Origin of the sequence: Porphyromonas pasteri (assembly GCF_014647755.1) — a bacterium.
Classification (GTDB): domain Bacteria; phylum Bacteroidota; class Bacteroidia; order Bacteroidales; family Porphyromonadaceae; genus Porphyromonas; species Porphyromonas pasteri.
In genome coordinates this window covers 72,888-85,134 of record NZ_BMPU01000003.1, presented here as the reverse complement: position 1 = coordinate 85,134, position 12,247 = coordinate 72,888, and the positions used below count along the sequence as shown (strand labels likewise).

Sequence of the window (12,247 nt, the reverse complement as noted above, 5' to 3'; positions counted from 1 at the left end):
TCCTCCCTCAGCAGTATGAAGTCGATCAAGCTCCGCATCCTTCTGCTCCTCCTCTATCTCGTCGTCCTCGGGGTGTACCTCTATCCCAAGGGCGCATCGCTCTCGGATCCCGCAGGCGTACAGTGGCTTGCTGTCATGGGTGGTACGCTGCTGGTCATCGTCCTGCTCTTCCTTGTGCTACGCTACCGCGAGCGACGCCGTGATCATGCCGAGTACGGCTATTACCCCAAGGACGAAAAGGATAAGACGGAGCGCTAACGCCCTCTGCTCCATCGTATAAGATAAAGGCTGAGCCCTCCCACTGTGGGAGGGCTCAGCCTTTATCTTATGGAGTCGTGATGCCCGTCTACGAGAGGAAGCGCCAGAGGCCAGCCACGATGACCGTCGTGATGATCCCGAGGCCGAGGGGTAGAAGGACCGAGAGGAGCGTCCAGCGAATGCTGTGGGTCTCCTTGTAGATCGTGTAGATCGTGGTGCTACAAGGGTGGTGTAGGAGGCAGAAAAGCATCATACAGACTCCCGTCATGAGCGTCCAGCCACCACTCTGCAGGATAGCGAAGGTCTCTGCATCGCCGCCCTCCATCAGTACGCCAGCATCGCCTCCAGTACTGCCGATGACCAGCGTCGTCAGCATCAGCACCGTGGGTATGACGACCTCATTTGCAGGGATAGCGAGGAGGTACGCGAGGAGGATCACGCCATTGAGCCCCATGAAGTAGCCCGGCGTGTCGAGTAGGCGGATGAGGTGTGCTGCTATGCTTTCGCCTCCGATCTGCACATTGCACGTCAGCCAGATGAGGGCTCCAGCAGGAGCGGAAAAGACGAGGGCACGCCAGAGGACGATGAGTGTGCGGTCGATGACCGAGGTGTAGAGCGTACGCCAGAACTGCGGTGGACGGTAGGGCGGTAGCTCGAGGTGGAAGGTCGATACTTCGCCTCGCAGCACGGTGTGAGAGAGTACCCATGAGGAGGCGAACATAACTCCGATGCCGAGCAAGACGATGGTGAGCACTGCACCGATGCTTGCCAGTCCAGCATAGGCCGTCGGCACGGCAGCCCCGATGAAGAGCGAAGCTAAGAGGATCTGTGTCGGCCAGCGCCCATTACACAGCGAGAAGTTATTCGTGATGATAGCGATGAGGCGCTCGCGCTCACTGTCGATGATACGAGTAGAGACAACTCCAGCAGCATTACAGCCAAAGCCCATGCTCATCGTGAGGGCCTGCTTGCCGTGGGCGCCACTGCGACGGAAGAGTTCGTCGAGATTGAACGCGACACGGGGGAGATACCCGAAGTCCTCGAGGAGGGTGAAGAGCGGGAAGAATATCGCCATCGGCGGGAGCATCACCGAGACGACCCATACCGTGGAGAGGTACACGCCGTCGATGAGGAAGCCCGTCAGCCACCAGGGACTGCCCCAGCCAGCGAGTGTGGTCTTGAGGAAGGGATGGAGCGTCCCGACGAGGACATTGCTGAGGAGTGAGGAGGGATAGTTCGAGCCGATGATCGTGAGCCAGAAGACACCACCCAGCAGAAGTAGCATGATGGGGAAGCCCCACAGGCGGCTGGTGAGGATCCTATCCAGCCGCACGTCGAGTGGCAGACGGCCCGAGGCGTAGGCTTGCACGACGACCTCCGAGCAGATACGATAGGCATCCGCATAGATCGCTTCGGTGAGCTGATCGTGGAAGTTCTCCCCGATCTCGATATGCACGCGACGGGCTAAGTCGAGTAGCTCAGGCTTGTCGAAGCGGCTGATGATCGAGGGATCTTCCTCGATGAGGCGGTAGGCTACCCAGCGACTATTTGGTACGGTGGGGTAGAGCCTCTGTATCTCGGCCTCGAGCGTGCTGATGGCTTGCTCGGTGCGCTCGGGTAGGCGGCTCTTGCGGTAGGGCGTGCAGGGGATCTCGCCGAGGGCTACACCACGCACCGTCGAGAGAAGCGTGTCGATGCCCTTCCCCGAGCGTGCACTCGCCCCGACGACGGGGATGCCGAGGCGACGGGAGAGGCCGTTGAGGTCAATCTCGATCTTGTTGCGCCGTGCTTCATCAAGGAGGTTGACGCAGAGCACGGCCTTATCGGTGATCTGGAGCACCTGCAGGAGGAGGTTCATATTGCGCTCCAGGCGGGTCGCATCCGCTACGACGACCGTCACGTCGGGGCGTGAGAAGAGGATGAAGTCACGTGCGATCTCCTCATCCTCCGACGTGGAGGAGAGGGAGTACGTGCCAGGGAGGTCGACGATCGTATATACGTCGCCGTCGTAGGCGAACGACCCCTCGGCCTTACCTACGGTCTTGCCGGGCCAGTTGCCCGTGTGCTGCTTGAGGCCGGTGAGGGCATTGAAGACGGTGCTCTTCCCCGTGTTGGGGTTCCCCGCCAGAGCGATGGTGAAGCGCGCATCCTCGGTGTGCTCGCCACGGCGCTGCAGGGTAGAGGCGGGGCAGGCGGCGCAAGAGGAGCAGGCGGAGTTATTCAGTTGCTGAGGCATGGGGACGTTGGATGAGGATGTATCGGGCCTGATCATGGCGTAGAGCGATAGCGGCTCCACGCACGATATAAGCCGTGGGATTGCCTAAGGGACTGTGCATGTCGATGCGGATCGAGCTACCACGCACGAAGCCGAGGTCCATGAGACGGCGGCGCATAGCTCCGCGGCAGGAAGGGGAGAGGCCGAGGATCGTGGCCTCTACACCCTCGGGCAGTCGGGTCAGACGTATCGTGTCTTCGGAATGGCTCTCCTTCAGCTCTTCCTCCTTGGCGGGGCGAAGGGTGAGAGCCACAAAGGCGAAGGTCGGGAGCTCTAAAGCTTCTCCCTCGTAGTAGATCTGTGAGCGGGCGCTCTCGAGGCGATTGAGTCGGAAGAGAGAGTCACGTGTCAGCCCTGCGTCGATCAGTAGGCGGAAGCTCTCGGGCTCGTCGTCCTCGATATGCTCGACGTAGTACCACTGACCTTCTGTTAGCTCTTCGATAGAGAGGCTGTGCGGTATAGTAGGCTCGGTTCCTTGGCTCGTGGGGATGGGGTCGCCGTGTGGGTCGAAGAGCGGGTTGCCCAGCAGGCGGGCGATACGCTCATGCTCACGCTCGGTGAGCTTATGCTCCTCGGCGTGGGCGATGCGGTGCCAGTCCTCGGGGGCATAGCCCGAGTGCTCGGCGAGATAGAGCTCGTAGAGGCGGTGGGCACGTGTCAGCTCAAGGGCGCGCTGTCGGCCTGCTTCGGTGAGGCGCAGGGCTCCAGGCTCGGTGAGTCCCTCGCGCTCCAGCTCACGCTGTAGGGCTTCGAGTTGCTCGGGTGAGAGGTGAAGGTCGCGCGAGGTGAGGCGGTCGGGAGCCTTACCTGTGCTCTTCTCGTGGTCGTAGAGCTGCTTGAGGAGGTCCTCCGCCTCGGTCTTGCGCGTGAGGCGCTCGGGCAGGAGGTGTAGACGCTGGAGGTAGCTGACCAGATCGAATGTACGGCGTCGCTTCATAGATCTTGGTATGAGGAGGAAGGTGTGCCCTGTGATGTGGGGCAACGAATGGTCTAAAAAGAAGAATGGCTACGCACGAGAGCCCATGCGTAGCCATATAGATGGGCGCCTTGCTTCTCCTGCCTTAGGGGGGAGATGGGCGGAGGCGAATGTGAGGCGTTAGCCTAAGTAGGGCTTGAGGGAGGCGCAGAAGCTCTCCTGACGCAGACGGCGGATAGCCTTCTCCTTGATCTGGCGGACACGCTCACGAGTGAGGCCGAATTTCAGACCGATCTCCTCGAGGGTCATCTCCTGACCACCACCGATACCGAAGAAGAGCTTGACGATCTCAGCTTCGCGCTCGGAGAGGTTCATCAGCACCTGATCGATTTCCTTCGAGAGGGACTCGTTCATCAGGGTGCGGTCTGCGTTGGGGGCGTCTTCGTTGACGAGCACGTCGAGGAGGCTATTATCCTCACCATCGACGAAGGGAGCGTCTACGGAGATATGGCGACCAGATACCTTGAGGGTATCGGTGATCTTGTCTTCGGGGATGCCGAGCTCCTTAGCGAGCTCCTCGCTGGAGGGCTTACGCTCGTTCTCTTGCTCGAACTTAGATAGGGCCTTGGTGATCTTGTTCAGCGTACCGACCTGGTTGAGTGGCAGGCGGACGATACGGGCTTGCTCTGCGAGCGCCTGCAGGATGGACTGACGGATCCACCATACGGCGTAGGAGATGAACTTAAAGCCTCGGGTCTCATCGAACTTCTCTGCGGCCTTGATCAGCCCGAGGTTGCCCTCGTTGATCAAGTCAGGCAGGGAGAGCCCTTGGTTTTGGTACTGCTTAGCTACTGATACGACGAAGCGGAGGTTGGCACGGGTCATCTTGTCAAGAGCCTTGCGGTCGCCACGCTTGATGGCCTGGGCAAGCTCTACCTCTTCTTCGATAGTGATCAGTTCTTCTCGGCCGATCTCCTGGAGGTAGCGGTCCAGGGACTGGCTCTCTCTATTAGTAATCGACTTCGAAATCTTTAGCTGTCTCATTCTTCTACTTCTTAATTGTCCGGCTCAGTCTGCTCATCGCCTCTCCTGCATGTGGAGTAGAGGACAAGACGACGAAGCCCACGTGGCCCGCTCGGGGGAGTGTAGCACGTGCGACGGTTTACTATTCCTACTTATGCTTGCGAAGTCCGTGAAGCACTCATGGCATCCTATCCCTATCTCTATAATATATGGTGCTCCCTGTGTTGTCTTCAGTGGGGCACACCGACCTTACGAGTCCCGTGTCGTAGGGATGGATGGTGGAGCGCATCAAGGCATGCGCGCACGACACCCGAGAGAGCATCGTGCACCTAATCAACTACAAAGATACCACATTTGTTTTATTTTGTGATGAGATTTCCAGGGGTTCCGCATCAAAGAGCCCTCCTCATCAGCAGGTCGTATTCAGGTGAAGTCGGATTGCAAACCCCTATTGGTTTAGAGTGCGAACGACTATTCGTTTGGCATACGAATGAATAGTGGAGACTGTTGCGGAAGAGTCCTGCCTCCTACTTATTGTGCTAAGGCATCGCGCACCCAGCTCCTCGATATGCCTCTCCAAAGCGATACGCAAGCCCTCCGCCTTATCGCGAGTATTCCTCTTATCCAGCGGAGCGAAAAGTATCGTTCTCGTGAAGAAAAAAGCGCCTTCCCGTAGTGGTTTTTCCGCATCTATGTACGTAGTCTTAAAGACCAGGCACGTAAATCCAAATATCCACGTACGTAGATATTAGAGCCACGCACGTAGTCCAAACTTATCTGCCACGCGTCCACAACTTTTATTCCTACGCGTAGCAACAGTCTTATATTGGTCAGCGGGTGGACTTATATAGGTTCATATCACCCCCTCGATGAAGTGGTGCTACCTCCCTTTCGGAGCAAAGGTGGATGGTACTATGGGGAGTAGGGAGATCTTGCGCTTGGGCGGGCTGGATGCTGCAGGGGAAATGGGTGGATGTTGTACCATATTACGCTAAGAATAGTCCATTCTTCGCTATTTGTATCTTTGTGTGAACTAACGTATCTCCCCTATGTTGTGAAGGAGAAGTACACCTCGTGTATGCGCGAGGACCTATTATTATATAATGTATGAGTAAGACGAATTCCCCGAAGCTTTGGCAGCCCGGTATGTGGGCCTTAGCGCTCGGGATCATTGCCCTGCCTGCGACGCTACAGGCGCAAGATAAGCCCGCCGAGACGGAGATGATCATCACCAAGGATCAGTTCTCCCTCACGCTCAATGATGCTGTACGCATCGCTCTGGAGATGAGTCCCACGCTACAAGCTACCCTCCTCGGTATCGACGGGGCGAAGTATGATCAGAAGAAGAATCGTGGCTCGCTCCTGCCGAAGGTCAGCCTCTCGGGCTCCTATGGCTATATGCTCAAGAAGCAGAAGGTCTACTTCGGTGATATGGGCGGCTCGGGCTCTCCTATGGGGAGTTTCTTCCCCGATGACGGGATCGAGATGGGGCAGACGCACTCTCTGCAGGGCGGTGTCAATGCGGGTATGGCACTCATCGCTCCACAGCTCTGGGCTTCACTCAAGCTGGATAAGGAGGCCGTCGCGCTGGCCGAAGAGAAGGCACACGGCTCGAAGATCGATCTGGTGGCTGAGGTGAAGAAAGCGTATATGGCCGTCCTCCTCGCACAGGAATCCCTACGCGTGCTGGAGGCGAACTATGCCAATGCACAGGCCAACTATAAGGATATCGCGAATAAGTACCAGCACGGGCTCGTCGCCGAGTACGACAAGATCCGTATGGAGACGCAGATGAAGAATGTCCTGCCGAATGTCGTGGCAGCGCGTACCGCCGTGCGTCTTGCTGAGGCGAAGCTGAAGGTCGTTATGGGGCTTCCCTTAGAGACTCCTATCACCGTCACCGAGCATCTGGTCGACTACAAGGATCGTGTCTATCAGCACCTCCCTACCGAGAGTGCTGCGATCTCGCTACAAGACAATAGCACGCTGCGCCAGCTCGACCGCCAGGGACGCCAGCTTGATGCTGCACTCCACGTCAAGCGTATGGCCTATATGCCGACGCTCTCGCTGAGCTTTACCTATCAGTATAGCTTTGCTTCGGATAAATTCCATCTCGATGACCGCAAGCGCTGGAGCCCCTTCTCTACGATCGGCCTCTCGCTCGACGTGCCTATATATAATGGTGGTGCGCGTGGCAATGATGTCCGCTCCACCGAGGTTCAGATCCGTCAGCTGGCAGCTCAGCGTGTGGCTGCAGAGAGCCAGCTTCGTCTCGGGCTGATGAATAGCGTGAGTGAGCAGAAGACGGCCCTCGAGCAGTTCGTCTCCGCGCAGGATGCCGTGGCTACGGCAGAGCGTGGTCATAGTATCGCTGAGGTGCGCTACAAGAGCGGTGCGGGTACCCTCCTCGAGCTGAATGATGCCGAGACTGCCCTCCTGCAAGCTCGTCTCAACTACAGTCAGGCCATCTACAACTATATGGTCGCTGTCTACTCCCTCGATGCTCTCAAGGGCGAGGGCCTTCCTGTGGAAGTGAAGTAACATCCCTTCCTTCCCTCTTCCCCATTGTACAAACTATAAGAATAAGATAAGAAGATGATCTCGCAGAAGACCATTAAGACCCTGAGCCTTGCCGTGCTGAGTGCTGGGCTCCTCGCCAGCTGCTCCTCCTCGTCCTCGAGTAAGGCTACCGAAGAGCAGAGTGCTGACACCGTTCGCCTCGTCGAGGTAGCTCCCGCAGAGATGCGTGCGCTTAACCTCTCGGAGGAGTTCACCGCCCAGCTCGAAGCTAAGGTGGTCAATAACATCACTGCGCAGGCTGGCGGTCGCCTCAAGCAGCTCCTCGTCAAGGTCGGTGACCGCGTAGGTGCTGGGCAGGCCGTGGCTCGTATGGAGGCTACGCAGGCTGCACAGGCACAGATCCAGCTCGCTGATGCTAAGACGAACTTCGCCCGTATGGACGAGCTCTACAAGGTAGGTGGCGTCTCGAAGGCGCAGTGGGAGCAGGCTAAGAGCGCTGTCGATCAGGCGAAGCTCGCCTATGGCAATGCCGCGGAGAACACCGTGCTGCGTAGCCCTATCAGTGGCTTCGTCACGGCGAAGAACTACGACAATGGGGATATGACTTCTCCCCAGCTCCCTGTCGTTGTCATCCAGCAGATCGCACCCGTCAAGGCTGTCATCGGTGTCTCCGAGCAGTACTACTCCTACCTGAAGAAGGGCGCAGCAGCGACCCTCTCTGTCGATGCTCTCGGCGAAGAGACCTTCAGCGGTATCGTCACGAATATCTTCCCCACGCTTGACCCCGTCACGCATACGGTATCTACCGAGATCGAGGTAGCGAACAAGGATCTCAAGCTTCGCCCAGGGATGTACGCCCGTGTACACCTTGACTTCGGTACGAAGGAAGCCCTCACCGTACCCGACAAGGCTATCGTCCGTCAGGCAGGTAGCGGTGCACGCTATGTCTATGTCTTCTCTGGTGGCAAGGCCGTCTACCGTGCGGTAGAGCTTGGTCAGCAGCAGGGCGATCTCTATGAGGTCGTCAGTGGGCTCAATGCTGGAGATCAGGTCATCACCTCTGCGCCCTCTAACCTCAAGAACGGGCTCTCTGTCAAGCTCCGTAAGTAATTCAGCTAAGCGTCTGCTATGAGTATTTACGAAACCGCCGTACGGAAGCCCATCACTACCGCCCTGATCTATGTGGCGATAGCTGTACTTGGGCTCTTCGCGCTCTCTCGACTCTCTATTGAGCTGATGCCGAAGACCGAGACGACCAACGTCATGGTCGTCACCTCCTATCCCGGTGCCAGCGCCGCGGATATCGAGACGAACATCTCCAAGCCCCTTGAGAACTCGCTCAATGGTATCGACCGTCTCAAGCATATTACCTCGAAGAGTCAGGACAATTCCTCGGTCATCACGCTGGAGTTCCGCGCTGGTACTGCCATCGCGGAGGCTACGAATGATATCCGTGACAAGCTCGATGCGATCTCGGATTACCTGCCTGCGGGGGCTAAGAAGCCGACGATCTTTAAGTTCAGTACGAGCTCGATCCCCGTGGCCATCCTCTCGGTCGAGTCCGAGGAGAGTGCCTCGGGGCTGTCGAAGCTCTTGGAAGACCGTGTCAGCAACCGCCTGCAGCGCATCGATGGCGTCGGGACGATAAATATCTCTGGTGCCTCTAAGCGCGTCGTGCAGGTCTACTGTGACCCCACGAAGCTCGAGGCTTACCACCTCACTCTGGCGCAGATCTCGCAGCTCATCGGTGCGGAGAATGTGAACATCCCTGCGGGGCAGATTGACCTCGGCTCGCGTACCAACTCGATCCGTGTGCAGGGGGAATTCACCGATCCTATGCAGCTCGGCTCGATCATCGTGACGAGTGTCGGCGGGAAGGACATCTATCTGCGCGACGTCGCAGAGATCAGGGACACCGTCGGGGAGCGTCAGCAGGAGAACTTCGTCAATGGGAAGAGCGGTGCTATCGTCATGATCACGAAGCAGGAAGGCTCGAACTCTGTCGAGATCGCTCGTCAGATCCGTGCTGCCCTCCCTGAGATCCAGCAGAACCTCCCCTCGGACGTCAAGATCGGCTATCTCATTGATACCTCGAGCTTCATCGTCAATACGATCGATTCGCTCCAAGAGACCATCATCATCACCTTCGTGATCGTGGTGCTCGTCGTCCTCTTCTTCCTCGGGCGCTGGCGTGCGACCTTCATCATCGTCCTCACGATCCCGATATCGCTCGTCGCCTCGTTCATCTACCTCCTCATCTCGGGGAACTCGCTGAATGTCATATCGCTCTCCTCGCTCTCCATCGCCATCGGTATGGTCGTCGACGATGCTATCGTGGTACTGGAGAACGTCACGACGCACATCGAGCGCGGGAGCTATCCCAAGCAAGCTGCCGTACATGCTACCAATGAGGTCGGTATCTCGGTCGTCGCCTCTACGCTGACGATGCTCGCGGTCTTCCTGCCGCTGACGATGATGCCCGGCGAAGCTGGGCTGATGTTCCGCCAGCTGGGGTGGAGTATCAGTATCGTGATGATCGTCTCTACGGCAGCAGCCCTCTCGCTGACGCCGATGCTCACCTCACAGCTCCTGAAGCGCAATGAGAAGAAGAGCCGACTGTCCGAGAAGATCTTCGCTCCTATCAATGCCTTCCTCGGCAAGCTGGATGCGCTCTATGCTCGCCTCTTGGGCTGGGCTGTCCGTCACCGCCGTGCGACTGTAGCTATAGCCTTCGGGATCTTCGCCCTCAGCCTTGCAAGCCTCACCTTCATCAAGACCTCATATATGCCGAAGCAGGATGTGGGCTTCATCGAGGTGAAGGCCGAGCTCCCCGTCGGTACCCGTGTTGATGAGACGCGTCGTCTGAGCCTCGACCTCGACAAGCGTATGCGTGAGGAGATCCCCGCTATCCAGACGGCATCCATGACGGTGGGGCAGGCTGGTGACGGCGACTCGTGGTCGCTCATGCAGGACAATGGCTCCAATATCATCTCCGGCTACATCGGTCTGCGTCCTCGCTCTGAGCGTACGCTCTCACAGGACGAAGTGTCCGATAAGCTCCGTAAACTCCTCGCCTCCTACCCTGAGCTCTCTTCGTATAGTGTGACGACGGGCGGAGGTGCCAACGGTAATAATACAAGTGGTGTCACGCTCGAGATCTATGGTCAGGACTTCTCTGAGACCGATACCTATGCGCGTCAGCTCCGTGAGGAGATGGAGAAGAGCAGTACGACCTCGGGTGTCACCATCAGCCGTAAGGACTACGTCCCTGAGATTCGCTTCGTCTTCGACCGCCAGAAGCTCGCTGAGAATGGGCTGAACTTAGCCACGGCATCCTCCTACCTGCGCTCTGCTGTCAACGGGACCATCGCCTCGTACTTCCGTGAGGATGGGAATGAGTATGATATCCGTGTCAGCCTCGCTCCTGGGGCGCGTCAGTCACTGCAAGACCTCTCCAGCCTGCTGGTCTATACGCCGCAGGGTAAGACTCTTCGCCTCTCTGATCTGGGGCATATCGACGAAGCCTTCACGCCTCCTACTATCGAGCGTAAGGACCGTAGCCGTGTCATCACGCTCTCCCTCACGCCTACGCCTGGCGTCCAGCTGAGCGAACTCGTCGGGAAGCTCAACGAAGTCCTCGCCGCTCACCCCGTACCCTCGGGTAATGTGAGCTACAAGATCACGGGGGCTTATGAGAGCCAGCAGGAGACCTTCGGCGACCTCACGACGCTGATGCTTCTGATCATCATGCTCGTCTTCATCGTGATGGCAGCGCAGTTTGAGAGCCTTGTTGACCCCTTCGTCATCATGTTCTCCGTGCCCTTCGCCTTCTCGGGTGTCTTCATTGGTCTCTTGATCACACAGGTGCCTCTCGATACGATGTCGTTCATCGGTCTGATCATGCTCATCGGTATCGTGGTGAAGAATGGTATCGTGCTCATCGACTACATCCGTCTGTGCCGTGAGCGTGGTATGGGCGTCGCCAAGGCCGTGACGACCTCGGGTAAGTCCCGTCTGCGCCCTGTGCTCATGACGACGGCCACGACCGTCCTCGGTATGGTGCCTATGGCCCTCGGTATCGGTGAAGGCTCTGAGATGTGGCAGTCGATGGGGATCACGGTCGCTTGGGGGCTCTCGATCTCCACGCTGGTGACCCTCGTGCTCATCCCCACGCTCTACGCCGCTCTCGAAGCTCGTCGTATCGTCCGTGAGCGCAAGAAGCTCGAGAAGAAGCTCGCTACGCGCGCCGCTGAGAAGACGCTTGCCGCCCAACACTAATCTCTCCACCACGCTATGGATAAGTATCAAATGTTCGCCCCCGAGCAGCCGATGAAGACCGTCTTCATCACCTACAATCAGGCCTATCACGAGATCATCGTGCGCCTGCTCACTAAGATGAGCCTCCGTGGTTACACCTCCTTTGAGCGGGCTCAGGGCCGTGGCTCGAAGACGGGGGAGCCGCATATCGGTGACCACGCTTGGCCTACGATGAACTCGGCGATGTACGTCATCGCTCCCGAGACACGTGTGCCTGAGCTGCTGGAGCGCCTGCGTGCGCTGGACGAAGCTACCCCCGACCAAGGACTTCGTGCCTTCGTCTGGGCTGTCGAAGCGATGATCTAAGTTCGCCTCTTCGGCAGGCTACGGCCTCGCTTCCTTCCCTTTCTTACGGTATACGCCCCGCGCTGTGATCGCCCGATCCAGCGCGGGGCGTGTCGTATATATACGGGTGGGAGAGGGGCGGCTATTGGAGCTCGCAGCTTCGCTTCTATTGAGAGGTAAATGCGACCAGTACTGGTCGGCGAGTTGACCAGTACTGGTCACTCGTGTGAGCAGTACTGGTACGATAGGGTGAGTAGTACTGGTTCGCTTGCTAACCAGTAGTGGTCGCTTTTTTGATCTGTGGAGGCGTTGGCTATGATGCTGTGGGATAGCTTGTTGTTTCGGTGCGGGAATGGCGGGGATTTCACTCCCGATATAAGTTGTCTCTTGGGGGACTTGAGGAGCTGGTGAATAGGGGCTATGTTTTCCACCTTCGGTTGGTGGATATTTTCTCCCTTGAAGGGGCAAAAAAACTTCCTCCCGATCTTGCCTTCGAGAGATAATTTGGCCGATCGGTGCGTAACCGCTGATTGATGTCGAGAGCAATACCCCGATGGATAGCGGGCTGTAGAGGTTGTGGATAACTTTTCCCTGCGGATGTGTGTAACCCTATGGATAAATGCATACATTTGTCTCGGTCCCGATGCCACTCC

The 12,247-nt window shown here is 57.7% G+C and carries 8 protein-coding genes; 5 read left to right on the top strand and 3 right to left on the bottom strand.

Annotated features, from left to right (window positions below):
• Positions 1-15 precede the first annotated feature (15 nt).
• Positions 16-258: a hypothetical protein gene (locus IEX77_RS05625; RefSeq protein WP_188808077.1), complete on the top strand. Its 243-nt coding sequence runs from the start codon at positions 16-18 to the stop codon at positions 256-258.
• 88 nt (positions 259-346) lie between these two features.
• Here the strand turns inward: IEX77_RS05625 and feoB are convergent, their stop codons facing one another.
• The 3 genes from feoB to IEX77_RS05610 all read right to left on the bottom strand — a co-directional run bounded on the left by feoB (position 347) and on the right by IEX77_RS05610 (position 4,493).
• Positions 347-2,494, bottom strand: coding sequence for a ferrous iron transport protein B (gene feoB / locus IEX77_RS05620; protein WP_188808195.1), 2,148 nt, complete (start codon positions 2,492-2,494; stop codon positions 347-349).
• Positions 2,475-3,470, bottom strand: coding sequence for a metal-dependent transcriptional regulator (locus tag IEX77_RS05615; protein ID WP_188808076.1), 996 nt, complete (start codon positions 3,468-3,470; stop codon positions 2,475-2,477). The genes feoB and IEX77_RS05615 overlap by 20 nt, the downstream gene beginning before the upstream one ends.
• Before the next feature lie 159 nt (positions 3,471-3,629).
• Positions 3,630-4,493, bottom strand: coding sequence for a sigma-70 family RNA polymerase sigma factor (locus tag IEX77_RS05610; protein ID WP_009433515.1), 864 nt, complete (start codon positions 4,491-4,493; stop codon positions 3,630-3,632).
• A 1,086-nt stretch (positions 4,494-5,579) separates the two neighbouring features.
• Between IEX77_RS05610 and IEX77_RS05605 the strand changes: the two genes are divergently transcribed.
• Genes IEX77_RS05605 through IEX77_RS05590 form a run of 4 tightly spaced genes read left to right on the top strand, consistent with a single transcriptional unit; the run spans position 5,580 to position 11,615 of the window.
• Entirely contained in the window at positions 5,580-7,013 is a 1,434-nt protein-coding gene (locus tag IEX77_RS05605) for a TolC family protein (RefSeq protein WP_229770807.1), read from the top strand.
• Between the two features lie 54 nt (positions 7,014-7,067).
• Positions 7,068-8,102 (top strand): efflux RND transporter periplasmic adaptor subunit, encoded by a 1,035-nt coding sequence (locus IEX77_RS05600; protein ID WP_188808075.1) that lies wholly within the window; start codon positions 7,068-7,070, stop codon positions 8,100-8,102.
• 18 nt (positions 8,103-8,120) lie between these two features.
• On the top strand, positions 8,121-11,270 hold the full coding sequence (locus tag IEX77_RS05595) for an efflux RND transporter permease subunit (protein ID WP_188808074.1): 3,150 nt from the start codon (positions 8,121-8,123) through the stop codon (positions 11,268-11,270).
• Between the two features lie 15 nt (positions 11,271-11,285).
• Positions 11,286-11,615, top strand: coding sequence for a PG0541 family transporter-associated protein (locus IEX77_RS05590; RefSeq protein WP_229770806.1), 330 nt, complete (start codon positions 11,286-11,288; stop codon positions 11,613-11,615).
• Positions 11,616-12,247 lie beyond the last annotated feature (632 nt).